This window comes from Caldimonas sp. KR1-144, assembly GCF_049446155.1.
Lineage (GTDB): Bacteria > Pseudomonadota > Gammaproteobacteria > Burkholderiales > Burkholderiaceae_C > Rivibacter.
In genome coordinates this window covers 207,446-230,480 of record NZ_JBMSEE010000001.1, presented here as the reverse complement: position 1 = coordinate 230,480, position 23,035 = coordinate 207,446, and the positions used below count along the sequence as shown (strand labels likewise).

The window sequence follows — 23,035 nt, the reverse complement described above, 5'->3', positions numbered from 1 at the left end:
CGCGCGCGACTCACGTTCAAAATGCCCCGGCGGCTGGGTTTCGGCCGCTTCGTTTTCGCGGCTTTGCGCAGGCCCGGCGGGAGGTGACCGGAACGTGGATCAAGCTTCACATCTCGACGCGAGCTCTCGGCTTGGCTGGGCCGAGCGGGCGCAAGCGGTGCGCGCGCGGTCGCTGCAGCTGGCCGCGCCGCTTTCGGCTGAAGACCAATGCGTGCAGTCGATGCCGGACGCCAGTCCGGTCAAGTGGCATCTCGCGCACACCAGCTGGTTCTTCGAAGCGGTGATCCTGCGCGCGCACGCGGCGGACTACCGCGAATTCGACGCACGCTTCGATCGCCTCTTCAACTCCTACTACGAGTCGCTGGGGCCGCGCCATCCGAGGCCGCAGCGCGGCATGCTGACGCGCCCGTCGATCGACGAGGTGCGCGGCTATCGCGCGCATGTCGACGCAGCGCTCGCGCGCTTCATCGAGCAGGCCGATGACGCGGCCTGGTCGCGCGCCGCGCCCTTGGTCGAGCTTGGCCTGCATCACGAACAGCAGCACCAGGAGCTGATCCTCACCGATCTCAAGCACCTGCTGTCGCTGAACCCGCTGCAGCCGGCGTATGTGGGGTCTGGCGCGGCCATGCGGGTGCATCCACGCGCGAATGCGGGCGGGCCGCTGCGCTGGATCGATCGCGACGGCGGCGTCGTCGACATTGGCGCGAGGTCAGCGGGATTCGCGTTCGACAACGAGCGCCCGCGCCATCGCGCCTTGCTTGCGCCGCATGCGATCGCCGATCGGCCGGTGAACTGCGCCGAGTACCTGGGCTTCATCCGCGATGGCGGCTACCAGCGGCCCGAGCTGTGGCTGTCCGACGGCTGGGCGCAGGTGCAGGCGCAGGGCTGGCGCGCGCCGCTGTACTGGGGCGATCCGGCCGATGCCGAGCCGGTGGTCTTCACGCTGCAGGGCCCGAGGCCCTTCGAGCCGGCCGAGCCGGTGGCGCACCTGAGCTTCTACGAGGCCTGGGCCTATGCGCAGTGGGCCGGCGCGCGATTGCCCACCGAGTTCGAATGGGAGGCCGCCGCCTCGCAGGGGCTGCTCGGCGGCACGGGCGAGGTGTGGGAGTGGACACGCTCGTCTTACGACCCTTACCCGGGCTTTCGTCCGCTGCAAGGCGCGGTAGGCGAGTACAACGGCAAGTTCATGGTCGGCCAGCTGGTGCTGCGCGGCGCCAGCTGCGCCACGCCGCCGGGCCACGCGCGCGTGAGCTATCGCAATTTCTTTCCACCGGCCGCGCGATGGCAGTTCGCCGGCATTCGACTCGCGAGGGATTCATGAGCAGACAAGCGCTCTTGCGGCCGGTGGCCGACGACGCCCAAGCCGAAGCCGCGGTGATCGACTGCGAGTTCGCTCGCGAGCTGCTGGCCGGCCTGTCGCGCCAGCCGCGCGCGGTACCGCCCAAGTTCTTCTACGACGCGCAAGGCTCGGCGCTGTTCGACCGCATCTGCGAGCTGCCCGAGTACTACCCGACGCGCACTGAACTCGCGATCCTTCAGACGAACGCGGCCGAGATCGCCGGCTGCATCGGCCCCGACGCCGAGATCGTCGAGTTCGGCGCGGGCTCGCTGCGCAAGATCCGCGTGCTGCTCGACGCGCTGCCGAGGCCGCGGCGTTTCGTGCCGATCGACATCTCTACCGAGCACCTGCTGGGCGCGGTCGAGCGGCTGCGCGCGGCGTATCCCGGCCTGGCGGTCGAGCCGGTGGCGGCCGACTTCACCTCGGACTTCGATCTGCCGAAGGCGCAGGGGCGCCGGATCGGCTTCTTTCCGGGCTCGTCGATCGGCAACTTCGATCCGCCCGAGGCGCTGGCCTTCCTGCGCCGCGCCGCCGCGCTGCTGGGGCAAGGTGGTGACGGCAGCGGCCTTCTGATCGGCGTGGACCTCGTCAAGAACCCGGCGCTGCTGCATGCTGCCTACAACGACGCGGCCGGCGTCACCGCGGCCTTCAACCTGAACCTGCTGGCACGCGCGAACCGCGAGCTGGGCGCGAACTTCGCGCTTGACGGCTTCTTCCATCACGCCTGCTACGTGCCCTCGCGCCAGCGCATCGAGATGCACCTGATCAGCCGGCGCGCTCAGCGCGTGCGGGTGTGCGGGCACGAGTTCGCCTTCGCCGAGGGCGAGTCGCTGCACACCGAGAATTCGTACAAGTACAGCGTTGCGGGCTTTCGCGCGCTGGCCGCGCAGGCGGGCTTCGTGCCGGGGCCGGCGTGGTGCGACGCGAAGGGCCTGTTCAGCCTGCACTGGCTGGCGCTGCCTGCGGCGCCGTCTCGTTCCCATCCTCTTCGTTGAACCAGCACAGCACGCGATGCAAGCCATCTGGAACGGTACCGTGATCGCCGAGAGCGACGACACGGTCGTGGTTGAAGGCAACCACTACTTCCCCGAATCCGCGCTCAAGCGCGAGTACGTGGTCTCGAGCAACCACCGCAGCACCTGCCCCTGGAAGGGCGAGGCGCGCTATTACTCGCTGCTCGTCGACGGCGACCTCAACCCCGACGCGGTCTGGTACTACCCGGAGCCGTTCGAGGCGGCCGCCGCGATCCGCGGGCGCGTCGCGTTCTGGAAAGGCGTGCAGGTACGCTGACACGGCCGGCTCTCAGGCGCGCGGCATGAAGATCGCCACGAGCCGCAGCGCCAGCACGCCGTTGTTGACGATCTCGTGCGCCACGCCGGCCGGCACGATCAGCGTGCACGGCGCGTGGAAGTGCTGCGGGTCGGCCTCCAGCCGCTGCTTGCCGGTGCCGGCCAGCACCAGCAGCACGCGCGGATGCGGCTGCGCCGGTGTTGTCCACCGGGCGCCGGCCTCGACGCACAGCAGCTCCACCTCGAACGGCGCCGGGCCGACGGCAGCGCCGGCGACGGTCTGTCGCTGGCAGCCGTCGCAGCCGGTGCGCGGCAAGGCGCTGTGGTTGATGACGTGCATGGGGCCGAGCCTCGGTGACGATGGCCGCAGTGTTGCGGGATCGTCGCGGGCTGCCATCGCCCGGAGGAGCCATCGGCTTGCGTTCGCCGGAGATGGCTCCCACGCCCCTTGATGGGCCGCAGAGGGGGCGGGTGGTGCGCCGGCCGAGCCAGCGTGCGCGCGTTCAGCCGTGGTCGCGGTACCAGGCGGCCGCCTGGCCGCGCGAGGCCAGCGCGAGCTTGTCGAGGATGTTGGCGACGTGGCGCTTCACGGTGTGCGGGCTCAGGTCGAGCGAGCGCGCGATGACCTTGTTGCTGTCGCCGGCGGCGATGCGCTCGAGCACCTCGCGCTCGCGCGCGCTGAGCGGGTCGTCGGCGCCCGCGGCGCGCAGCGCGCCCGGTGCGGGCTCGGCGGCCGGCGCGGACAGCGCGGCCGGATCGCGCAGATGGCGCGAGAGCGCGGCGGCACGGCGCAGCTGCTGTTGCTCGTCATCGTCGAGCAAGGCGCCCCAGGGCTGCTGCGCCAGCTCGGAGAGCACCTGGTGGCCGCACATCAGCGCATGGCCGTGTTCGCCTTCGCTGACCATGCGCTGCAGCGCCGGGCGGATCGCGCCGGCGGCTTCCGCGAGGCGCCGCTCGCGCGCCAGCGCATGGCCGCAGCGTAGCTGCACCTCGATGCACTGGCCCATCAGGTCCAGGTGCGGTGCGTAGGGCAGCAGCCGCAGGTAGAGCTCGGCGGCGTCGTGCCAGCGGCCCTCGGCCGCGGCGACGCGGGCGTGCAGCGTCGAGACGCGGCCCTTGGGCTTGCCGTCGTCGCCGAGGTCCTCGCCGACCGGCGGTCGTTCGAGCGGGCGGTCGATCTGCAGCGCGCCGAAGCGGCGCAGCGCGGCGGCATCGCTGCCCATGATCTCGGTCAGGCGCACCGCGAAGATCGCGGCCTGGTGGCGCCAACGCTCGGCGCGCTCGGCGGTCGTGCCGTCTTCGCGCGCCAGCAGGGCCTCGATTGCCGGCGCCACCGCCTCGGCGCGGCCGCGCAGCGCGTCGGCCAGCATGCGGAACACGACGACATTGACCTCGATGTCGGCCGAGCAGGCCAGCCAGCGCACGTCGGCCTCGGCGGTGGCGGCTTCGTCGAGCGCGCGGTCGACCTCGCCGCCCCACAGGTAGCACCAGGCGCGCTGGATGTGCACCGAGCCGCGAAACGGCATCGAGCGCTCGCCCAGGCGGCGCGCGGCGCCGCTCAGGTAGCGCAGCATCTGCACGCGCATGCCGCGGATCGTCGACCAGGCCGAGGCGGGCTGGACCTTCCACCACAACAGCAGGTCGTCGCTGGGCTCGATGGCGTCGAGGACCTGCGCGAACAGCGCCGGCACCGGCGCGATCTCGCCGCGGTCGAAGTGCAGGCCGCAGTCGGCCAGCAAGGCGATGCCGCGCGTCTCGGCATCGAGGCCCGGCTGCGCGGCCAGCTCGTCGATCGCGGCCTGCGCCGCCGCGGCATGGCCGATCGCGCGCTCGGCGGTGGCCAGGTAGGCGAGCGACAGCGCCAGCTCCTCGGGCGGGCCCGACACGCGCGCGAGCCGCACCGCGTCGCGCAGGCACTGCGCCATCTCGTGCCACTGCCAATGCTGGCAGTGCGCGATCGCCGCGATGCGCTGCAGTCGCGCGGAGGCGTCGCGCCACGGCGCCGGGAAGAGTTCGATCAGGCGCTGCAGCTCGTGCAGCGCGCCTTGCAGCAGGAGGTCGTTCGACGCGGCGGCGAGCGCGGCTTCGGCCGCAGGCCAGTCGGCCGCGCGGGCGAGGAAACCGACCTGGCGGGTCGCATCGCGCTCGCCCTGGGCCGCGCGCACCAGCAGCCGCGGCAGCTCCTCGGGCAGCTCGCGGCGCAGGCGGTCGTCGAGGCAGTCGCGGAACAGGTCGTGCAGGACCAGCGTGCGTTCGTCGGCGTCGAGCACGGCGACGAACAGGCCGCGGCGCTCGATCTCCTCCAGCCAATCCGCGGCGCGCGCGTCGCCGGTGACGGCCGCGCAGCGCTCGGCGGTGAGTTCGGGCAGCACCGAGCAGCGCAGCAAGAAGGTTCGCAGCTCGGCGGGCATGTCGTCGAGCACCTCGCTGGCGAGGTAGTCGAAGGCGTGGCGATCGAGCCGGCTGCCGGCCAGCGAGGCGCGCTGTGGCGACGCGGCGCCCAGCGCCAGGCCCAGGCCGGCCGCCCAGCCCTGCGTGCGCGCGTGCAGCGCCTGCACCTCGTCGTCGCTGCAGCCGGGGCGCTGCAGCTGCACCAGGCTGCGCACCTCGTCGGGACTGAAGCCCAGGTCTTCCTGCCGGAACTCGGCCAGCTCGCCGCGCGCGCGCAGCCGCGGCAGCGCCAGCGGCGGGTCCATGCGCGTGGACATCAGCAGCGACCAGTTCGCCGGCAGGCGCTCGAGCAGCGCGTCGATCAGCTCGAACACTGCGGGGTCGGTGACACGGTGCGCGTCGTCGAGCACGATCAGCCCGCGCTCGCGGCCGCTGGCGGCCAGCGCGTTGACCAGCGCGGCGACGAAGGCCTGGCGGCTGGCGCGCTGGCCGTCTTGCGCCGCGAGCACCAGTGCGTCGGGCGAGGTGCGCCACGGCAGGTCGAAAGGTTCGAGCGCGGCCACCAGACCGGCCGCGACGCGGCCGAGGTCGTCGTCCTCGTCGAGCGCGAACCAGGCCAGTGCGGCATCGCTGCCGAGTCGGCTCAGCAGCCGCGTCAGCACGACGGTCTTGCCGGCGCCGGCCGGCGCGCTCATCAGCACCAGGCGCGCGTCGACGGTGGCGTCGAGCAGGCGTTGCTCCAGTTCCGTGCGCTCGATCAGCCCGGGCCGCAGCCGCGGCGGCTGCAGCTTGGTGAGGGCGAAGCGCGTCGGAAAGCTCATCGCCCGTTCAGGCTTCGCGCGCCGCCGCAGCGCAGGCGCGGCAGATGCACGCCTCGCCGCGCTGAGACTCGGGCACGCGCGCGATCAGCTCGGGCGTGAAGCGCACGTCGCGGCACCAGCAGGCCACGTCGAAGCGGCCCGCTTCGGCGACCGCGCAGCCGTTGGCCGCGCCGCACAAAGGGCAGCGCGGCGCGCGGCGCGGCTCGCCCGGGTTCGGACCCGAGGTCAGACGGTCGCCACCGGGATCTTGCCGATCTTGGCCTGCCATTCCTTCGGCCCCGTGATGTGCGCCGAGGTGCCGCCGGCGTCGACCGCCACGGTCACCGGCATGTCGCGCACGTCGAACTCGTAGATCGCCTCCATGCCCAGGTCGGCGAAGCCGACCACCTTGGCGCCCTTGATCGCCTTGGCCACCAGGTAGGCGGCGCCGCCCACGGCCATCAGATACGCGCTCTTGTGGTTGCGGATCGACTCGATCGCCACCGGGCCGCGCTCGGCCTTGCCGATCATCGCGATCAGGCCGGTCTGGCTGAGCATCATGTCGGTGAACTTGTCCATGCGCGTGGCCGTGGTCGGGCCCGCCGGGCCGACCACTTCGTCGCGCACCGGATCGACCGGGCCGACGTAGTAGATAACGCGGTTCGTGAAGTCCACCGGCAGCTTCTCGCCCTTGGCCAGCATGTCCTGGATGCGCTTGTGCGCGGCGTCGCGGCCGGTGAGCATCTTGCCGGACAGCAGCAGCGTCTCGCCTGGCTGCCAGCTCGCGACCTCTTCCTTGGTCAGCGTGTCGAGGTTGACCTTGCGGCTCTTGTTGTAGTCGGGGGCCCAGTGCACGTCGGGCCACAGATCCAGGCTGGGCGGCTCGAGGTAGGCGGCGCCGCTGCCGTTGAGCACGAAGTGCGCATGGCGCGTGGCGGCGCAGTTCGGGATCATCGCGACCGGCTTGCTCGCCGCGTGCGTGGGATAGGTGGCGATCTTGATGTCGAGCACCGTGGTCAGCCCGCCCAGGCCTTGCGCGCCGATGCCCAGCGCGTTGACCTTCTCGTAGAGCTCGATGCGCAGCTCCTCGAGCTTGCTGCTGGGGCCGCGCGCGAGCAGGTCGTGCATGTCCAGCGGCTCCATCAGCGATTCCTTGGCCATCAGCATCGCCTTCTCGGCGGTGCCGCCGATGCCGATGCCCAGCATGCCCGGCGGGCACCAGCCGGCGCCCATGGTCGGCACGGTCTTGAGCACCCAGTCGACCAGCGAGTCGCTGGGATTGAGCATCACGAACTTGCTCTTGTTCTCCGAGCCGCCGCCCTTGGCCGCGACGGTGACCTCGACCGTGTCGCCCGGCACCACGCTCATGTGCACGACGGCCGGCGTGTTGTCCTTGGTGTTCTTGCGCTCGAAATGCGGGTCGGCCACGATCGACGCGCGCAGCTTGTTCTCGGGATCGTTGTAGCCCCGGCGCACGCCTTCGTTGATGGCGTCCTCGATCGAGCCGGGAAAGCCTTCCCAGCGCACGTCCATGCCGATCTTGATGAAGACGTTGACGATGCCGGTGTCCTGGCAGATCGGCCGGCGGCCCTCGGCGCACATGCGGCTGTTGGTGAGGATCTGCGCGATCGCGTCCTTGGCCGCGACGCTTTCCTCGCGCTGGTAGGCGCGCGCCAGGTGGCTGATGTAGTCCGTCGGGTGGTAGTAGCTGATGTACTGCAGCGCGGCGGCGACGGAGTCGACGAGGTCGTCGTAGCGGATGGCGGTGGTCATGGTCGCTGGCTCGGTAGGATCGGCGGGCTTGCCTCGGGAAAACCCGTCAAGTTTAGCGACGCGAGCATCCCCCACGGACCGCCCCGGATCGATGAACGCACCACCCATGCGGACTGAACCTGTTGCGCCGCCGCACGCGATGAAGGCTTTTGACGCGTTGACGGCGCTGTGGCTTGGCGCAGGCGGCGAGCCTGGAGCGCTCCAGGCCGTGACACTTTCCGGCGACGCGCCGGTGCTGCCGTCGTCGTTCGCGGTCGACGTGGCCGCGCAGGCCAGCATTGCCGCCGCCACGCTGGCCGCGCGCGAGCTCGGCCGCGAACGCGGCGGGCCGGCGCAGACGGTTCAGGTCGATCGACGGCACGCGGCGGTGGCGTTCCGCAGCGAACGCTACCTGCGCGTCGACGGCCAGCCGGCGCCCGAGCTGTGGGACCGCATCGCCGGGCTGTACCGCTGCGAAGGCGGCTGGGTGCGCGTCCACACCAACTTCCCCCATCACCGCGACGGCGTGCTGCGCCTGCTCGGCTGTGCGCACGAGCGCGACGCGGTGGCGGCAGCGCTCGCGCGCTGGCGGGCCGAGGACTTCGAACAGGCGGCGGCCGAGGCCGGGTTGGTGGCCAATGCGCTGCGCTCCTTCGCGCAATGGGACGCACATGCGCAAGGCCTCGCGGTGGCGCGCGAGCCGCTGCTGGCCTTCGAGCGGCTCGACGACGCCGCGCCGCGCGCGCTGCCGCCGCTCGCGCTGGGCGCGTCGCCGTTGGCCGGGCTGCGCGTGCTCGACCTCACGCGCATCATCGCCGGCCCGGTGGCCGGGCGCACGCTGGCCGCGCACGGCGCCGAGGTGCTGCTCGTCACCGCGGCGCACCTGCCGTCAGTCGCGCCGCTGGTGATCGACACCGGTCGCGGCAAGCGCTCGACGCAGCTCGACTTGCGCACGCGCGAGGGCGCCGATGCGCTGCGCGCGCTGGTGCGCGAGGCCGATGTCGTGATCCGCTCGTACCGGCCGGGTGCGCTCGATGCGCTGGGCTTCAGCGCGCGGGCCATGGCGCAATTGCGCCCGGGCCTGGTCGTCGCCACGCTGTCGGCCTGGGGCGCGCAGGGGCCCTGGGCGCAGCGCCGCGGCTTCGACTCGCTGGTGCAGGCCGCCAGCGGCTTCAATCTCGCCGAGGCCGAGGCCGCCGGCGACGCGCAGCCGCGCGCGCTGCCGGCGCAGGCGCTCGATCACGCCTCGGGCTATCTGCTCGCGCTGGGCGCGCTGCAGGCATTGCGTCGTCGCGCGCATGAAGGCGGCAGCTGGCACGTGCGCGTGTCGCTCGCGCGTACCGGGCTGTGGCTGCGCTCGCTCGGGCGCGTCGAGCAGGGCTTCGCCGTGCGCGATCCCGGCTTCGACGACGTGCGCGATCTGCTGGAGGAAAGCGACTCGGGCTTCGGCCGCCTCGCGGCCGTGCGCCATGCGGGCGGCCTGGCGGCGACGCCTGCGCGCTGGGTGCGGCCGTCGGTGCCGCTGGGCACCGACGCGTCACGCTGGCTCAGTGGTCCGCCGCCGACTTGAGGCCGAGGATGCGGTCCACCGCCGCGATCGCCATCGCCGAGAGCAGGAAGGCGATGTGGATCGCGGTCTGCGCGATCAGCACGCGGTCGGTGTAGTTCTCCGCGTTGATGAAGGTCTTGAGCAGGTGGATCGAGCTGATGCCGATGATTGCGGTGGCCAGCTTGACCTTGAGCACCGAGGCGTTGACGTGGCTGAGCCACTCGGGCTGATCAGGGTGGCCTTCGAGGCGCATGCGCGAGACGAAGGTCTCGTAGCCGCCGACGATCACCATGATCAGCAGGTTGCTGATCATCACCACGTCGATCAGGCCCAGCACCACCAGCATGATCGTGGTCTCGTTGAGCTTGGGCGCCTCGGTGCCGATCACGTTGCCGGCGGCGTCCTTGATCGCCGGCAGCTTGTAGCCGATCGACTTGATCAGCGAGGCGAGCGCGTCCTGACTGCCGAACGCGGCCTCGATCAGGTGCACCAGCTCGACCCAGAAATGGAAGACGTAGACCGCCTGCGCGAGGATCAGGCCGAGGTACAGCGGCAGCTGCAGCCAGCGGCTGGCGAAGATCAGGTTGGGCAGGGGCGGCAGCTTGCTGGCCGCGGTTGCGGCGGACGTGTCGGTCATCGCGGGTCGCTAGGGCTAATACGGGGTTGCGCGGGATTCTAGGTGTGGCCCAAGGTGCGGCCGAACGCGGGCTGTCGCGCATGCGTCAGGCGACCGTAAGAGCGCTTGGCGACAGTGTGCGCGCCGCGAAGACAGCACCATCGAAGGAGACGTTCCCATGAGCGAGCACGAGACCCGGCTCTATGCGCCGCCCGCCGACCTTGCCTCGAGCGCCCACGTGGCCGGCATGGCGGCCTACGACAAGCTGGTTCGCGAGGCCGAGACCGACTACGAAGGCTTCTGGGCCCGCCTGGCACGTGAGTACGTGAGCTGGAAGACGCCGTTCACCAAGGTGCTCGACAGCTCCAACGCACCGTTCTTCAAGTGGTTCGAGGACGGCACGCTCAACGTCTCGTACAACTGCCTGGACCGCCAGGTCGAGGCCGGCCTCGGCGACAAGACGGCCATCATCTTCGAGGCCGACGGCGGCGAGGTCACCAAGGTCAGCTACAGCGAACTGCTGGCGCGCACCTGCCAGCTCGCCAATGCGCTCAAGGCGCAGGGCGTCAAGAAGGGCGACCGCGTCGTGATCTACATGCCGATGTCGGTCGAGGGCGTGGTCGCGATGCAGGCTTGCGCTCGCATCGGCGCGACGCACTCGGTGGTGTTCGGCGGCTTCTCCGCGCAAAGCCTGCGCGACCGCATCGAGGATGCCGGCGCGGTGATGGTGATCACCGCCGACGAACAGCAGCGCGGCGGCAAGGCGCTGCCGCTCAAGGCGATCGTCGACGAGGCGCTCGGCATGGGCGGCTGCGAGTCGATCAAGAACGTGATCGTCTATCGCCGCACCGGCGGCAACGTGGCGTTCAAGCCCGGCTGCGACTTGTGGATGCACGAGCTCACGGCAAGCCAGCCCAAGACCTGCGACCCGGAGTGGGTGAGCGCCGAGCATCCGCTGTTCCTGCTCTACACCTCGGGCTCGACCGGCAAGCCCAAGGGCGTTCAGCACAGCACCGGCGGCTACCTGCTGCACGCGGCGCTGACGATGAAGTGGACCTTCGACCTCAAGCCCGAGGATGTGTTCTGGTGCACCGCCGACATCGGCTGGGTCACCGGCCACACCTACATCACCTACGGCCCGCTGGCCATGGGCGGCACCGAGGTCGTGTTCGAGGGCATCCCGACCTATCCGGACGCCGCGCGCTTCTGGAAGATGATCGAGAAGCACAAGGTCACCATCTTCTACACCGCGCCGACCGCGATCCGATCGCTGATCAAGGCCGCCGAGACCAACGAGGCGGTGCATCCCAAGCGCAGCGACCTGTCGAGCCTGCGCATCCTCGGCTCGGTCGGCGAGCCGATCAACCCGGCGGCCTGGGAGTGGTACCACCAGCACGTCGGCGGCGGGCGCTGCCCGATCGTCGACACCTGGTGGCAGACCGAGACCGGCGGCCACATGATCACGCCGCTGCCCGGCGCGACGCCGCTGGTGCCGGGCTCGTGCACGCTGCCGTTCCCCGGCATCACCGCGGCGATCGTCGACGAAACCGGCGGCGACGTGCCCAACGGGCAGGGCGGCATCCTCGTGATCAAGAAGCCCTGGCCCAGCATGATCCGCACGATCTGGGGCGACCCGGAGCGCTTCAAGAAGAGCTACTACCCGAGTGAGCTCAAGGGCTACTACCTCGCGGGCGACGGCGCCAGCCGCGACGCCAAGACCGGCTACTTCACGATCACCGGGCGCATCGACGACGTGCTCAACGTCTCGGGCCACCGCATGGGCACGATGGAGATCGAGTCGGCGCTGGTGTCGCACACCGAGCTGGTGGCCGAGGCGGCCGTCGTGGGCCGCCCCGACGAGACCACCGGCGAGGCGATCTGCGCCTTCGTCGTGTTGAAGCGTCCGCGCCCCACCGGCGAGGAGGCGAAGAAGCTCGCCAACGAACTGCGCAACTGGGTGGCCAAGGAGATCGGCCCGATCGCCAAGCCCAAGGACATCCGCTTCGGCGACAACCTGCCCAAGACGCGCAGCGGCAAGATCATGCGCCGCCTGCTGCGCTCGATCGCCAAGGGCGAGACGATCACGCAGGACACGTCGACCCTCGAGAACCCGGCGATCCTGGAGCAGCTGGCTCAGACCAACTGAATCGCTGCGCCAGAAAAGACAGGGCCCGCATCTGCGGGCCCTTTGTCTTGCGGGATCGAACGGCTTACTTGGCGCCGCCCAGGATCCAGGTCACGAGCGTCTTGGCTTCGGCCTCGCTGACCTGGGCATTGGCCGGCATCGGCACCTGGCCCCACACGCCCGAGCCGCCCTTGATGACCTTCTGCGACAGCTTGTCGACCGCGTCCTTCTGGCCGGCGTACTTGGCGGCGACGTCCTTGTAGGAAGGACCGACCAGCTTCTTGTCGACCGCATGGCAGGCCATGCAGTTCTTCTTCTGTGCGAGCTCCAGGTTGGCGAACGCAGGTGCTGCGGACAAACCCGCAATCACTGCAACGAGAGACAGACGCAGCTTCATGAACGATGTCCTTTCAGGCGGAGTTACACATCGATTACAGTGCTCCAACGCATTGTAGTGAGACGGGTTGACGGTGTCGCCGATCATCCCGCGAAGTCGTCGGAGGAAGCCTCATGTTGTTCATCGTCGTGGGCGTGCTGCTCGTGCTGCTGAAGCTGCTCGACTTCGGCGCACCGGCGGCCTGGCCGTGGTGGGCCATCTTGTCGCCCTTCATCCTCGCGGCCCTGTGGTGGTGGTGGTCCGACGCGAGCGGGCGCACCAAGCGCCTCGAGATGGAGAAGATGGACGACCGCAAGGAGGAGCGCCGGCGCAAGAACCTGGCGGCGCTGGGCATCGACTACCGCGCCCACTCCAAGCAGAAGAAGCAGGCCGAGAAGTTCAAGGCGATGCGCAAGAAGGAAGTTGCCGAGGTTGAAGGCAAGCGGGAAGCGCAGCGGCAGAAGTTCAAGGACTCCATCCTGCACAGCCGGCTCGACAGCAGCCAGAGCACGTTCGAGAACACGCAGCAGCCGCCTGCCGAAGGCGGCAAGAGCTGACGATTCGGTTCAGGTGACAAGACAAGGGCGGCCCGCGGGCCGCCCTTGTCGTTTGCAGCGCGGCTCAGCTGCTCATTCGAAGCGATCGAGCACCGCGCCCGAACTCGCGCTCGACGCGTTCTTCGCGAACTTGGCCAGCACGCCGCGCGTGTAGCGCGGCGCCGGCGGCGTCCACGCGGCACGGCGCTTCGCGATCTCGTCGTCGGCCACGTTGAGCTGCAGCAGCAGTTGGTGCGCGTCGATCGTGATCGAGTCGCCTTCCTTCACCAGCGCGATCGTGCCGCCGGCCGCGGCTTCCGGCGCGACGTGGCCCACCACCATGCCCCAGGTGCCGCCGGAGAAGCGGCCGTCGGTGATGAGCCCCACGCTTTCGCCCAGCCCCTGGCCGATCAACGCACCGGTGGGCGCGAGCATTTCCGGCATGCCCGGTCCGCCCTTGGGGCCGAGGTAGCGCAGCACCATCACGTCGCCGGCCTTGATCTGGCCGGCCATGATGGCCGCCAGCGCCGACTGCTCATCGTCGAACACGCGCGCCGGGCCGGTGATCACCGGGTTCTTGAGGCCGGTGATCTTGGCGACGCAGCCCTCGGGCGAGAGATTGCCCTTGAGGATCGCCAGGTGTCCGGCGGCGTAGATCGGGTCGGATACCGGGCGGATCACGTCCTGGTCGGCGCGCAGCGGCGGCACGTCGGCGAGGTTTTCGGCCACGGTCTTGCCGGTGATCGCCATGCAATCGCCGTGCAGCAGGCCGGCGTTCAGCAGCTCCTTCATCACTGCCGGAATGCCGCCGGCGCGATGAAGGTCGATCGCGAGGTACTTGCCGCTGGGCTTGAGGTCGCACAGTACCGGTGTCTTGCGGCGCACGCGCTCGAAGTCGTCGATCGTCCAGTCGACGCCGGCCGCGTGGGCAATGGCGAGGAAGTGCAGCACTGCGTTGGTCGAGCCGCCGGTGGCCATGATCACCGCGACCGCGTTCTCGATCGCCTGCTTGGTGACGATGTCGCGCGGCTTGAGATCCGCCTTGACCGCCTGCACGAGCACCGCGGCGGCCTTCTTGACGTTGTCGACCACCTCGTTCTCGACGTTGGCCATCGTCGACGAGTAGGGCAGGCTCATGCCCAGCGCCTCGAACGAGGAGCTCATCGTGTTGGCGGTGTACATGCCGCCGCACGATCCGCTGCCGGGGATGGCGCGCCGCTCGATCTGGCAGAAGTCTTCCTCGCTCATCTTGCCGGCCGAGAACTGGCCGACCGCCTCGAACACGCTGACGATGTTGAGGTCCTGGCCCTTGTAGTGGCCGGGCAGGATGGTGCCGCCGTAGATGTAGATCGCCGGCACGTTGGCGCGCAGCATGCCCATCATGCCGCCCGGCATGTTCTTGTCGCAGCCGCCGATGACGATCACGCCGTCCATCCACTGGCCGCCGACGCAGGTCTCGACGCAGTCGGAAATCACCTCGCGCGAGACCAGCGAGTACTTCATGCCCTCGGTGCCCATCGCCATGCCGTCGCTGATGGTCGGCGTGCCGAAGATCTGCGGATTGGCGCCTGCGGCCTTGAGGCCCTCGACGGCGGCATCGGCCAGGCGCTGCAGGCCGGAGTTGCAGGGCGTGATCGTCGAGTGGCCGTTCGCGACGCCGATCATCGGCTTGGCGAAGTCCTCCTCCTTGTAGCCCATGCCGTAGTACATGGAGCGGTTCGGCGCGCGGGCCACGCCTTCGGTGATGTTCTTCGAGCGGCGGTTCATCTCGGACATGTCGGTCTCCTGGCGAGTGGAGAAGTATCGAGCGCGCCCCGGCGGGCGGTCCAATCCCGATGCGGTCCGGTTTTGATATGTTTGGCATATGAATCACGAGCCATTGAGCGGGTCGATTGAACTTCGGGCCTGGCGCCAGTTCGCCGTGCTGGCCGAGACGCTGCACTTCGGCCGCGCCGCCGCGCGGCTGCACATGACCCAGCCGCCGCTGACGCAGGCCATCCAGCAGCTCGAGCGGCGCCTGGGTGTGGCGCTGTTCGTGCGCAGCAAGCGCAGCGTCGCGCTCAGCGCGGCGGGCGAGGCGCTGCTCGCACCGGTGCAGGCGCTGCTGGCGGCCGCCGCGGCGCTGCCAGCCATTGCGCGCGATGCCGCCGCAGGCCAGACCGGGCGTCTGCGCCTGGCCTTCGTGTCGTCGATCGGCTACGGGCCGCTGCCGCGCTGGCTGCGCGGTTTTCGCGAGGCGCATCCCGGCGTGACGGTCGAGCTGCGCGAGGCCACGGCCGACGTCCAGCTGCCGGCGCTGGAGCGCGGCGACATCGACGCCGGCTTCGTCTTGCATGCACCGCAGGCAGCGCCGGCCGGCCTTGCGGCATTGACCGTGCTGGAAGAACCGCTGGTGCTGGCGCTGCCCGAGGCGCACGTGCTGGCGACGCGTGCGCGCATCGCCAGCCTGGCGGCGCTGGACGCCGCGATGGCCGAGCCGCTGGTGACGATCCCGCGCGCGATCGCGCCGTCGCTGCACGACGCGATCCTCGCCGGCTACCAGCGCCGCGGCCTGGCGCCGCGCATCGCGCAGGAGGCGATCCAGATGCAGACCATCGTCAACCTGGTTGCCGGCGGGTTGGGCGTGGCCTGGGTGCCGGCCAGCGTGTCGGCGCTGCAGCGCCCTGGGGTGGTCTACCGCGCACTGGAGCGCTCGGCCGCCGCGACCGTCTCGCGCGTGCAGACCAGCCTGGTCTGGCGGGGCGAGCCGTCGCCGGCGCTGCATCACTTCATCGCCCACATCGAGCGCCATCCGGCGGCCGCGACACGGCGCTGAGCCCGGCGGCTCGGGTATCGTCGCGCCTTTCGTGCCGCTTGCCGACGATGTTGATTCACCCCCAGTTCGACCCCATCGCGTTGCGCCTCGGGCCGCTCGCGATCCACTGGTACGGCGTCACCTACCTGGTGGCGTTCGCGATGTTCCTCTGGCTGGCACGCCTGCGCGCGAAGCGCGAGCCCTTCGCCTCGGCGGGCTGGAACGCGCGCGACGTCGAGGACCTGCTGTTTTACGGCGTGCTCGGCGTCGTGCTCGGCGGGCGGCTCGGCTACGTGCTGTTCTACAAGCCCGAGTGGTACCTCGCCCATCCGCTGGAGGTGTTCGCGGTGTGGAAGGGCGGCATGGCCTTTCATGGCGGGCTGCTGGGCGTGATCGCTTCGATGGTGGTGTTCGCGCGCATGCGCGGGCGCCGCTTCCTCGAGGTGGCCGACCTTGTGGCGCCGTGCGTGCCGGTGGGGCTGGCGGCCGGGCGCGTGGGCAACTTCATCAATGGCGAGCTGTGGGGGCGCGCGGCCGATCCGTCGCTGCCGTGGGCGATGGTGTTTCCGCAATCAGGTACGGACGTCCCGCGCCATCCATCGCAGATCTATCAGTTCGCCCTCGAAGGCCTGCTGCTGTTCGCGCTGCTGTGGTGGTTTGGGCGTCGCCCCCGCCCGACCGGTCGGGTCGCCGCGGCCTTCCTGATCGGCTACGGCACGCTGCGCTTCGTGGCCGAATGGTTCCGCGAACCGGACAGCTTCCTGGGCCTGTTGAGCCTGGGCCTCAGCATGGGGCAGTGGCTGTGCGTGCCGATGGTGCTGGCCGGCGCCGCCCTGTGGTGGTGGTCGGGCCGCGGGGGCACTGCGAAGGTGCACTGACGGCCGACGGGCGTCATGAAAAACGCCCTTCCGGCGGCTGCCGGAAGGGCGGGGAAAGGGCCATGCCCTGCTGAGGAGATAGCGACTGCATCGGAGATCCAGTCGACCACCCTATTGCAAGGCCCATGCCACCGGCCCACGAATACCCGGGCGCAAAAAAGCCCGCACGCGGCGGGCTCTTCGAAGCGGTTGGCTCGGCTTACGCGTGACGGTCGAAACTGCCCGCGAAGGTGCGGCGGAACCACTCGATCGGGCGCAGCTGGCCGAAGAACGACGAGTCAGGTGTGGCTTCGTCGCGTTCGCGCAGGACGCTACGCGCCGACAGCAGCTCCAGGAAGGCCATCACGGCCGGGCGGGCCAGGCCGCTTTCGTTCGCGAGCTGCGGCACCGAGGCATAGCGCTGCGACATCAGGTGCAGCATGCGCCGGTAGGCGGTGCGGTGATAGGGGGGCGGCAGGTCAGGCCAGCCCGATAGCTTGTATTGCTTCATGATCCCAACGACTCCGCAGAGGTCTCTGACAAACGACAGAGGTACTGCCGGCTTTTGACAGCAGGGTAGCGACGGTCGATGACAACCGGAAGTCCGATTGCCCCGCGATTTGTGATATTTGCCACAGGCTGCATGTGACCAATTGAAAGAGCTTGCAAGCGCTTGCGGGGCAGCGGGACGTCTGCGACGAGACCCCTTCGCTCGGCCGCCTCGGCGGGCCTGCCTACACTGCCGGCATGCTGATCCTCGGATTCGAATCCTCGTGCGACGAAACCGGCGTGGCCCTGGTCGAGCTGCGAGAAGGCGCGGCGCCTTTGTTGCTCGCGCACGCCCTGCACAGCCAGGTCACGATGCATGAGGCCTATGGCGGCGTCGTGCCGGAGCTGGCTTCGCGTGACCATGTGCGGCGCGTCTTGCCGCTGGCGCGCGAGGTCATGGCCGCGTCGAAGCGTTCGCTCGAGGAACTCGACCTGGTGGCCTATACGCGCGGGCCAGGTCTCGCCGGCGCGCTGCTGGTGGGCAGCGCGACCGCGAACGCACTGGCGCTCGCCTTGGGCAAGCCGGTGCTCGGCGTGCACCACCTCGAAGGCCACTTGCTGTCGCCTTTCCTGTCGGCCGACCCGCCGGAGTTTCCTTTCATCGCGCTGCTGGTTTCGGGCGGTCACACGCAGCTGATGCGCGTGGATGGCGTCGGCGAGTACGAGCTGCTCGGCGAAACGATCGACGATGCCGCCGGCGAGGCCTTCGACAAGAGCGCCAAGCTGCTGGGCCTGGGCTACCCGGGCGGGCCGGCGCTGGCGCGGCTGGCCGAGTTCGGCGACGACAAGGCTTTCGCGCTGCCGCGCCCGCTGCTGCACAGCGGCGACCTCGACTTCTCGTTCGCGGGGCTCAAGACGGCGGTGCGCGTTCAAGTCGGCAAGCTGGCCAACCGGGTCTGCGAGCAGGACCGCGCCGACGTGGCGGCCTCGACGCAGGCGGCGATTGTCGACGTGCTGGTCGCCAAATCGATGTCCGCCCTCAAGCAAAGCGGCTTGACGCGCCTGGTGGTAGCCGGCGGTGTCGGCGCGAATCGCCGGCTGCGCGAGCAGCTGGACACGCAGTGCGCGCGCCGCGGCGTGCGCGTGCACTACCCGGAACTTCACCTGTGCACCGACAACGGCGCCATGATCGCGCTCGCCGCGGCGATGCGCGTGGCGGCCGGCCGGGGCTCGCCGCGCCCGGCCGGCGCCTTCGACGTGCAGCCGCGCTGGCCGCTCGCCGAAGCCGCCTGAGCTGTCGGCTCAGTTGATCGCGAGCTGCGTCGCGCCGGGGCGGCCCTTCTTCACCAGCGTCAGCGTCAGCACGCCGTTCTCCAGGCGGGCGCTCGAAGCCTGGTCATCGATCTCGACCGGCAGCTTGAGGCTGCGCTCGAACTGCGTCACCGAGCGTTCGCCAAGCAGAACGCGTTCGCCTTCCTTCGCGTCGGCGGCCTTGACGGCAGCGGCGATCGAGACCTTGTGGCCGTCGATCGAGACCTTCACGTCCTCCTTGGCGACGCCGGGCAGGTCGGCTGCGAGCAGGTAGCTCGTGTCGGTCTCGCGCACGTCGACAGCCGGCGCGCGCAGCGTGGTGCGCGGCGCGACGCCGAGGTCGTCGAACAATCGATCGACGACGCGGCCGAGGTCATGCAGCGCGGCACCGTTGAACGCACTGGCGGGGACGGAACGGCGGGTCACAGGCATCACGAACATGGCGTTCTCCTAGAATCCAAAACGGTGGTCCAGCCACCCATGCCGCTGACTTGGGAGCGGCGTTTTTGTTTTTCAAGAGCCGATGAATCGACCGTGGTGGCCGCGCCTGGCGGCCTTGTCCGTCGCGCTGTTCAGCGGCCTGGTGGCCGCCTCACCGAAGGAACCGATCCGCCTCGCGCTGATCGAGGGGCTGTCCGGCCCGTTTGCCAATGCCGGCGAGGCGGTCGAGCGCAACTTGCTGATGGCCGTCGAGCGCGTCAATGCACGCGGTGGCGTGCGGCTGGCCGACGGCATGCACGCGTTGGAACTGGTGCGCTACGACAGCAAGGGCCAGGTCGACGAGGCCTTGTCGATGCTCAAGGCCGCAACGGGGCAGGGCGCGCGCTTCGTCCTGCAAGGCAACAGCTCCGCGGTCGCCGCCGCCCTGGTCGATGCGCTCGACAAGCACAACGAGCGCGAGCCGGGTTCGCGTGCGCTGCTGCTCAACTACTCGGCCGTCGATCCCCAGCTGACGCAGTCGCGCTGCAGCTTCTGGCACTTTCGCTTCGATGCCCATGCCGACATGCGCATGGCCGCGCTCACCGAGGTGATGCGTGCCGACACGCGCCTCGAGCGCGTCTACCTGATCGGCCAGGACTACAGCTTCGGCCGTCAGGTGCTGCAATCGGCGCGCTCGATGCTGGCCGCCAAGCGCCCGGACGTGCGCATCGTCGGCGAGGAGTTGCACCCGATCGGGCGCATCAAGGACTTCCTGCCCTACGCGCTGAAGATCAAGGCCAGCGGCGCGCAAGCGGTGGTCACCGGCAACTGGGGCAACGACCTGACGCTGCTCGTGCGCGCCGCACGCGAGGTCGGACTGGAGGCCAAGTTCTACACCTTCTACGGCAACGGCCTCGGGGCGCCGGCGGCCATCGGCGAGGCCGGCGTCGGACGCGTGGTGGCCGTGGCCGAATGGCATCCGAATGCCGGCGGGGCGGCGTCGGACCGCTTCGTCGAGGCCTTTCGCGCCCGCTTCCCGCGCCCGCAGGACGACTACCAGCACGTGCGCATGCACGCGATGGTCGAACTGCTGGCGGCCGCGCTCGAGCGGGCCGAGAAGGCCGATGCCGTGACGGTGGCCCGCGCGCTGGAAGGGTTGCGATTCGATCCACGAACGCTGGGCGGCCTGCACGAGGGCTGGATTCGCGCGGCGGACCACCAGTTCGTGCAGCCGCTGTACGTCAGCGTGATGGCGCGCGCCGGCGAGCCGGGCGTGCGCTTCGACAATGAAGGCTCCGGCTGGGGCTTCAAGACCCTGCGCTTCGTGTCGCCGGCGCAGACCGAGCCGCCGCAGCGCTGCCTGATGCGCCGGCCCTGAGCGGGTGGCCATGTGGCCCTGAGCGATGCGTCGTACCGCATGGCTATAATCCCTGGCTTCGCGGGTCGCAAGGCCTGCGGATACGAGCACGGCACGGGTCGGTTTCACCTGTGACCGCAAGTCCAACCGACCGGCGTCAGGCGTCACAGCGACGACGACAAGGGTCACGACGAAACCGCGGCGGCGCCTCATGGCAGCTTCCCGGTCCGTCATCCGATCGAGGAAACGCCATGTCCATCGCCGACATCAACACCGCCGACATCGTCAAGGCCAACGCGCGCGGCGCGGCCGACACGGGGTCGCCCGAAGTTCAGGTGGCGCTGCTGACCGCGCGCATCAACGAACTGACCCCCCACTTCAAGACGCACGCCAAGGACCACCACGGTCGCCGCGGCCTGCTGCGGATGGTGAGCCGCCGCCGCAAGCTGCTGGACTACCTCAAGTCCAAGGATGCGGACCGCTACGTGGCGCTGATCCAGAAGCTGGGCCTGCGCAAGTAAGCAAAGCATGACGACGAAGAGCCTGTCTGGTTTCGCCAGCACAGGCTCTTTGTTCTTTGGCCTTTGACGTTCCATCTCACCGTGAGCGTTGCTGTGTCATTCCAACGAGGCGAGGCGACCCGCCGCTTCGCTGGAATGGCATCCCGCTCGGTGATCGAAGGCCCGGTCCGTCCCGCAGCCGTCTTGCGGGCATCACTTGCGGCATGACGCCGCAACGGAGACACCATGAGCATGTTCAACAAGGTCACCAAGACGTTCCAGTGGGGCCAGCACAAGGTCACGCTGGAGACCGGCGAGATCGCTCGCCAGGCCAGCGGTGCGGTCATCGTCAGCATTGAAGACACCGTGGTGCTGGCCACCGTGGTCGGCGCCAAGAACGCCAAGCCCGGCCAGGACTTCTTCCCGCTCACCGTCGACTACATCGAGAAGACCTACGCCGCCGGCAAGATCCCCGGCAGCTTCTTCAAGCGCGAGGCCAAGCCGAGCGAGCTCGAGGTGCTGACCTCGCGCCTGATCGATCGACCGATCCGCCCGCTGTTCCCGGAAGGCTTCTACAACGAGGTGCAGGTCGTCATCCACGTGCTGTCGCTGAACCCCGAGGTCTCGGCTGACATCGCCGCGATGATCGGCTCGTCGGCGGCGCTTGCGATCAGCGGCATCCCGTTCAACGGCCCGATCGGCGCCGCGCGCGTGGGCTACGTCAACGGCGAGTACGTGCTGAACCCCGGTCCGACGCAGCTGGCCGACTCGAAGCTGGACCTGGTCGTCGCCGGCACCGAGGCGGCCGTGCTGATGGTCGAGTCCGAGGCCGACCAGCTGCCCGAGGACGTGATGCTGGGCGCCGTGGTGTTCGGCCACGACCAGGGCAAGGTGGCGATCGCCGCGATCAACGAGCTGGTGCGCGAGGCCGGCAAGCCGGCCTGGGACTGGCAGCCGCCGGCCAAGGACGAGGCCTTCATTGCCAAGGTCAACGGCCTGGCCGAAGAGAAGATCAAGGCCGCCTACCAGATCCGCTCCAAGCAGGCCCGCACGCAAGCCACGCGCGAGGCCTACGCCGGCGTGAAGGCCGCGCTGGCCGCCGAGGGGGTCGAGTTCGATCCGATCAAGGTCGACAACCTGCTGTTCGACCTCGAGGCCAAGACCGTGCGCGGCCAGATCCTGTCGGGCGAGCCGCGCATCGACGGCCGCGACACGCGCACCGTGCGGCCGATCGAGATCCGCACCGGCGTGCTGCCGCGCACCCACGGCTCGGCGCTGTTCACGCGCGGCGAGACGCAGGCGCTCGTGGTCGCCACGCTGGGCACCGACCAGGACTCGCAGCGCATCGACGCGCTGGCCGGCGAGTTCCGCGACAACTTCCTGTTCCACTACAACATGCCTCCGTTCGCCACCGGCGAAGCGGGCCGCATGGGCACGCCCAAGCGCCGCGAAGTGGGCCACGGCCGCCTGGCCAAGCGCGCGCTGGTGCCGCTGCTGCCGGCCAAGGAGGACTTCGCCTACACGATGCGCGTGGTCTCGGAGATCACCGAGTCGAACGGCTCGTCGTCGATGGCCTCCGTGTGCGGCGGCTGCCTGGCGCTGATGGACGCCGGCGTGCCGATGAAGGCGCACGTCGCGGGCATCGCGATGGGCCTGATCAAGGAAGGCAACCGCTTCGCCGTGTTGACCGACATCCTGGGTGACGAAGATCACCTCGGCGACATGGACTTCAAGGTCGCCGGCACGACCGCCGGCGTGACTGCCCTGCAGATGGACATCAAGATCCAGGGCATCACCAAGGAGATCATGCAGGTCGCGCTGGCGCAGGCCAAGGAAGCCCGCCTGCACATCCTCGGCAAGATGGTCGAGGCCATGGGCGGCGCGCGCACCGAGGTCAGCGAGTTCGCCCCGCGCCTGTACACGATGAAGATCAATCCGGAAAAGATCCGCGACGTGATCGGCAAGGGCGGCGCGGTGATCCGCGCGCTGACCGAAGAAACCGGCACGCAGATCGACATCGCCGAGGACGGCACCATCACCATCGCCTCGACCGACGCCGATAAGGCGGCGATCGCGCGCCAGCGCATCGAGCAGATCACGGCCGAGGCCGAGGTCGGCGCGATCTACGAGGGCCCGGTCACCAAGATCCTCGACTTCGGCGCGCTTGTGAACATCCTGCCGGGCAAGGACGGCCTGCTGCACATCAGCCAGATCGCGCACCAGCGCGTCGAGAAGGTCACCGACTTCCTGCAGGAAGGCCAGATCGTCAAGGTCAAGGTGCTCGAGACCGATGAGAAGGGCCGCATCAAGCTGTCGCTGAAGGCGCTGCTCGACAAGCCGGAAGGCTACGTCGAGGAAGAGCGTCCGCGCCGCGAGCGCAGCGACCGCGGCGACTTCCGCGGTGAGCGCCGCGACCGCGGTCCGCGCCCCGAGCGTGGCGAGCGCCCCGAGCGTGGCGAGGCCGCGCCGGTGTCCGATGCTCCCGTGGGCGGCGGTTCGGACGAGCCGCAAGCCTGACGACCGCACGCCGGGCG

General features: G+C 69.7%; 21 protein-coding genes. 12 read left to right on the top strand and 9 right to left on the bottom strand.

Annotated features, from left to right (window positions below; genetic code table 11):
* Nucleotides 1-94 precede the first annotated feature (94 nt).
* The 3 genes from egtB to ACO2TI_RS01070 are packed head-to-tail and all read left to right on the top strand — an operon-like array spanning nucleotide 95 to nucleotide 2,629.
* On the top strand, nucleotides 95-1,321 hold the full coding sequence (gene egtB, locus ACO2TI_RS01080) for an ergothioneine biosynthesis protein EgtB (RefSeq protein WP_423281566.1): 1,227 nt from the start codon (nucleotides 95-97) through the stop codon (nucleotides 1,319-1,321).
* Nucleotides 1,318-2,334 carry an L-histidine N(alpha)-methyltransferase gene (gene egtD, locus ACO2TI_RS01075; protein WP_423281565.1) on the top strand — a complete coding sequence of 339 codons (1,017 nt, stop codon included), beginning with the start codon at nucleotides 1,318-1,320 and terminating at the stop codon, nucleotides 2,332-2,334. The genes egtB and egtD overlap by 4 nt, the downstream gene beginning before the upstream one ends.
* A gap of 16 nt (nucleotides 2,335-2,350) precedes the next feature.
* Nucleotides 2,351-2,629: a DUF427 domain-containing protein gene (locus ACO2TI_RS01070; protein ID WP_423281564.1), complete on the top strand. Its 279-nt coding sequence runs from the start codon at nucleotides 2,351-2,353 to the stop codon at nucleotides 2,627-2,629.
* Nucleotides 2,630-2,641: 12 nt separating this feature from the next.
* Here the strand turns inward: ACO2TI_RS01070 and ACO2TI_RS01065 are convergent, their stop codons facing one another.
* The 4 genes from ACO2TI_RS01065 to ACO2TI_RS01050 all read right to left on the bottom strand — a co-directional run bounded on the left by ACO2TI_RS01065 (nucleotide 2,642) and on the right by ACO2TI_RS01050 (nucleotide 7,592).
* A complete protein-coding gene (locus ACO2TI_RS01065) occupies nucleotides 2,642-2,968 on the bottom strand; it encodes a cupin domain-containing protein (protein WP_423281563.1) in 327 nt (108 codons plus the stop codon).
* 163 nt (nucleotides 2,969-3,131) lie between these two features.
* Entirely contained in the window at nucleotides 3,132-5,840 is a 2,709-nt protein-coding gene (locus tag ACO2TI_RS01060) for a LuxR C-terminal-related transcriptional regulator (RefSeq protein ID WP_423281562.1), read from the bottom strand.
* 7 nt (nucleotides 5,841-5,847) lie between these two features.
* Nucleotides 5,848-6,108, bottom strand: coding sequence for a cysteine-rich CWC family protein (locus ACO2TI_RS01055; protein ID WP_423281561.1), 261 nt, complete (start codon nucleotides 6,106-6,108; stop codon nucleotides 5,848-5,850).
* On the bottom strand, nucleotides 6,066-7,592 hold the full coding sequence (locus ACO2TI_RS01050; RefSeq protein WP_423281560.1) for a fumarate hydratase: 1,527 nt from the start codon (nucleotides 7,590-7,592) through the stop codon (nucleotides 6,066-6,068). The genes ACO2TI_RS01055 and ACO2TI_RS01050 overlap by 43 nt, the downstream gene beginning before the upstream one ends.
* Nucleotides 7,593-7,683: 91 nt before the next feature.
* On the opposite strand from ACO2TI_RS01050, the gene ACO2TI_RS01045 reads away from it, so the two are divergent.
* Entirely contained in the window at nucleotides 7,684-9,141 is a 1,458-nt protein-coding gene (locus ACO2TI_RS01045; RefSeq protein WP_423281559.1) for a CoA transferase, read from the top strand.
* On the opposite strand, the gene ACO2TI_RS01040 is transcribed toward ACO2TI_RS01045, so the two are convergent.
* Nucleotides 9,119-9,757: a YqhA family protein gene (locus tag ACO2TI_RS01040; protein WP_423281558.1), complete on the bottom strand. Its 639-nt coding sequence runs from the start codon at nucleotides 9,755-9,757 to the stop codon at nucleotides 9,119-9,121. The genes ACO2TI_RS01045 and ACO2TI_RS01040 overlap by 23 nt on opposite strands.
* Nucleotides 9,758-9,914: 157 nt before the next feature.
* Between ACO2TI_RS01040 and acs the strand changes: the two genes are divergently transcribed.
* Nucleotides 9,915-11,882 (top strand): acetate--CoA ligase, encoded by a 1,968-nt coding sequence (gene acs, locus ACO2TI_RS01035; protein ID WP_423281557.1) that lies wholly within the window; start codon nucleotides 9,915-9,917, stop codon nucleotides 11,880-11,882.
* Nucleotides 11,883-11,946: 64 nt separating this feature from the next.
* Here acs and ACO2TI_RS01030 read toward each other — a convergent pair whose 3' ends face one another.
* Nucleotides 11,947-12,258 (bottom strand): c-type cytochrome, encoded by a 312-nt coding sequence (locus tag ACO2TI_RS01030; RefSeq protein ID WP_423281556.1) that lies wholly within the window; start codon nucleotides 12,256-12,258, stop codon nucleotides 11,947-11,949.
* Between the two features lie 113 nt (nucleotides 12,259-12,371).
* Between ACO2TI_RS01030 and ACO2TI_RS01025 the strand changes: the two genes are divergently transcribed.
* Nucleotides 12,372-12,794: a TIGR04438 family Trp-rich protein gene (locus ACO2TI_RS01025; protein ID WP_423281555.1), complete on the top strand. Its 423-nt coding sequence runs from the start codon at nucleotides 12,372-12,374 to the stop codon at nucleotides 12,792-12,794.
* Between the two features lie 72 nt (nucleotides 12,795-12,866).
* Here the strand turns inward: ACO2TI_RS01025 and ilvD are convergent, their stop codons facing one another.
* Nucleotides 12,867-14,549 carry a dihydroxy-acid dehydratase gene (gene ilvD / locus ACO2TI_RS01020; RefSeq protein ID WP_423281554.1) on the bottom strand — a complete coding sequence of 561 codons (1,683 nt, stop codon included), beginning with the start codon at nucleotides 14,547-14,549 and terminating at the stop codon, nucleotides 12,867-12,869.
* Nucleotides 14,550-14,637: 88 nt separating this feature from the next.
* Here ilvD and ACO2TI_RS01015 point away from each other — a divergent pair, with 88 nt between their 5' ends.
* Together ACO2TI_RS01015 and lgt are read left to right on the top strand one after the other, a co-directional pair.
* Nucleotides 14,638-15,588 (top strand): LysR family transcriptional regulator, encoded by a 951-nt coding sequence (locus ACO2TI_RS01015; protein ID WP_423281553.1) that lies wholly within the window; start codon nucleotides 14,638-14,640, stop codon nucleotides 15,586-15,588.
* A gap of 47 nt (nucleotides 15,589-15,635) precedes the next feature.
* On the top strand, nucleotides 15,636-16,445 hold the full coding sequence (gene lgt / locus ACO2TI_RS01010; RefSeq protein ID WP_423281552.1) for a prolipoprotein diacylglyceryl transferase: 810 nt from the start codon (nucleotides 15,636-15,638) through the stop codon (nucleotides 16,443-16,445).
* 199 nt (nucleotides 16,446-16,644) lie between these two features.
* On the opposite strand, the gene ACO2TI_RS01005 is transcribed toward lgt, so the two are convergent.
* Complete coding sequence (locus ACO2TI_RS01005; protein ID WP_423281551.1) at nucleotides 16,645-16,935, bottom strand: hypothetical protein; 291 nt, start codon at nucleotides 16,933-16,935, stop codon at nucleotides 16,645-16,647.
* 236 nt (nucleotides 16,936-17,171) lie between these two features.
* On the opposite strand from ACO2TI_RS01005, the gene tsaD reads away from it, so the two are divergent.
* Complete coding sequence (gene tsaD / locus ACO2TI_RS01000; protein WP_423281550.1) at nucleotides 17,172-18,206, top strand: tRNA (adenosine(37)-N6)-threonylcarbamoyltransferase complex transferase subunit TsaD; 1,035 nt, start codon at nucleotides 17,172-17,174, stop codon at nucleotides 18,204-18,206.
* 9 nt (nucleotides 18,207-18,215) lie between these two features.
* Here the strand turns inward: tsaD and ACO2TI_RS00995 are convergent, their stop codons facing one another.
* Nucleotides 18,216-18,665: an Hsp20/alpha crystallin family protein gene (locus ACO2TI_RS00995; RefSeq protein ID WP_423281548.1), complete on the bottom strand. Its 450-nt coding sequence runs from the start codon at nucleotides 18,663-18,665 to the stop codon at nucleotides 18,216-18,218.
* Between the two features lie 82 nt (nucleotides 18,666-18,747).
* Here ACO2TI_RS00995 and ACO2TI_RS00990 point away from each other — a divergent pair, with 82 nt between their 5' ends.
* The 3 genes from ACO2TI_RS00990 (at nucleotide 18,748) to pnp (ending at nucleotide 23,018) form a co-directional block, all read left to right on the top strand.
* Nucleotides 18,748-20,022 carry a branched-chain amino acid ABC transporter substrate-binding protein gene (locus ACO2TI_RS00990; protein ID WP_423281547.1) on the top strand — a complete coding sequence of 425 codons (1,275 nt, stop codon included), beginning with the start codon at nucleotides 18,748-18,750 and terminating at the stop codon, nucleotides 20,020-20,022.
* Nucleotides 20,023-20,252: 230 nt separating this feature from the next.
* Nucleotides 20,253-20,522 carry a 30S ribosomal protein S15 gene (gene rpsO / locus ACO2TI_RS00985; RefSeq protein ID WP_423281546.1) on the top strand — a complete coding sequence of 90 codons (270 nt, stop codon included), beginning with the start codon at nucleotides 20,253-20,255 and terminating at the stop codon, nucleotides 20,520-20,522.
* 225 nt (nucleotides 20,523-20,747) lie between these two features.
* Complete coding sequence (gene pnp, locus ACO2TI_RS00980; RefSeq protein WP_423281545.1) at nucleotides 20,748-23,018, top strand: polyribonucleotide nucleotidyltransferase; 2,271 nt, start codon at nucleotides 20,748-20,750, stop codon at nucleotides 23,016-23,018.
* Nucleotides 23,019-23,035 lie beyond the last annotated feature (17 nt).

What these genes read in the sequence shown, in the direction of transcription:
- ACO2TI_RS01045 (WP_423281559.1), top strand. Translation starts at nt 7,684, where the DNA reads ATGAACGCACCACCCATGCGGACTGAACCTGTTGCGCCGCCGCACGCG.
- ACO2TI_RS01050 (WP_423281560.1), bottom strand. Translation starts at nt 7,592, where the DNA reads ATGACCACCGCCATCCGCTACGACGACCTCGTCGACTCCGTCGCCGCC.
- ACO2TI_RS01060 (WP_423281562.1), bottom strand. Translation starts at nt 5,840, where the DNA reads ATGAGCTTTCCGACGCGCTTCGCCCTCACCAAGCTGCAGCCGCCGCGG.
- ACO2TI_RS01070 (WP_423281564.1), top strand. Translation starts at nt 2,351, where the DNA reads ATGCAAGCCATCTGGAACGGTACCGTGATCGCCGAGAGCGACGACACG.
- ilvD (WP_423281554.1), bottom strand. Translation starts at nt 14,549, where the DNA reads ATGTCCGAGATGAACCGCCGCTCGAAGAACATCACCGAAGGCGTGGCC.
- ACO2TI_RS01025 (WP_423281555.1), top strand. Translation starts at nt 12,372, where the DNA reads ATGTTGTTCATCGTCGTGGGCGTGCTGCTCGTGCTGCTGAAGCTGCTC.
- pnp (WP_423281545.1), top strand. Translation starts at nt 20,748, where the DNA reads ATGAGCATGTTCAACAAGGTCACCAAGACGTTCCAGTGGGGCCAGCAC.
- ACO2TI_RS00990 (WP_423281547.1), top strand. Translation starts at nt 18,748, where the DNA reads ATGAATCGACCGTGGTGGCCGCGCCTGGCGGCCTTGTCCGTCGCGCTG.
- tsaD (WP_423281550.1), top strand. Translation starts at nt 17,172, where the DNA reads ATGCTGATCCTCGGATTCGAATCCTCGTGCGACGAAACCGGCGTGGCC.
- ACO2TI_RS01030 (WP_423281556.1), bottom strand. Translation starts at nt 12,258, where the DNA reads ATGAAGCTGCGTCTGTCTCTCGTTGCAGTGATTGCGGGTTTGTCCGCA.
- ACO2TI_RS01040 (WP_423281558.1), bottom strand. Translation starts at nt 9,757, where the DNA reads ATGACCGACACGTCCGCCGCAACCGCGGCCAGCAAGCTGCCGCCCCTG.
- ACO2TI_RS01005 (WP_423281551.1), bottom strand. Translation starts at nt 16,935, where the DNA reads ATGAAGCAATACAAGCTATCGGGCTGGCCTGACCTGCCGCCCCCCTAT.
- rpsO (WP_423281546.1), top strand. Translation starts at nt 20,253, where the DNA reads ATGTCCATCGCCGACATCAACACCGCCGACATCGTCAAGGCCAACGCG.
- ACO2TI_RS01065 (WP_423281563.1), bottom strand. Translation starts at nt 2,968, where the DNA reads ATGCACGTCATCAACCACAGCGCCTTGCCGCGCACCGGCTGCGACGGC.
- acs (WP_423281557.1), top strand. Translation starts at nt 9,915, where the DNA reads ATGAGCGAGCACGAGACCCGGCTCTATGCGCCGCCCGCCGACCTTGCC.
- ACO2TI_RS01015 (WP_423281553.1), top strand. Translation starts at nt 14,638, where the DNA reads ATGAATCACGAGCCATTGAGCGGGTCGATTGAACTTCGGGCCTGGCGC.
- egtD (WP_423281565.1), top strand. Translation starts at nt 1,318, where the DNA reads ATGAGCAGACAAGCGCTCTTGCGGCCGGTGGCCGACGACGCCCAAGCC.
- ACO2TI_RS01055 (WP_423281561.1), bottom strand. Translation starts at nt 6,108, where the DNA reads ATGGCAGGCCAAGATCGGCAAGATCCCGGTGGCGACCGTCTGACCTCG.
- ACO2TI_RS00995 (WP_423281548.1), bottom strand. Translation starts at nt 18,665, where the DNA reads ATGTTCGTGATGCCTGTGACCCGCCGTTCCGTCCCCGCCAGTGCGTTC.
- lgt (WP_423281552.1), top strand. Translation starts at nt 15,636, where the DNA reads ATGTTGATTCACCCCCAGTTCGACCCCATCGCGTTGCGCCTCGGGCCG.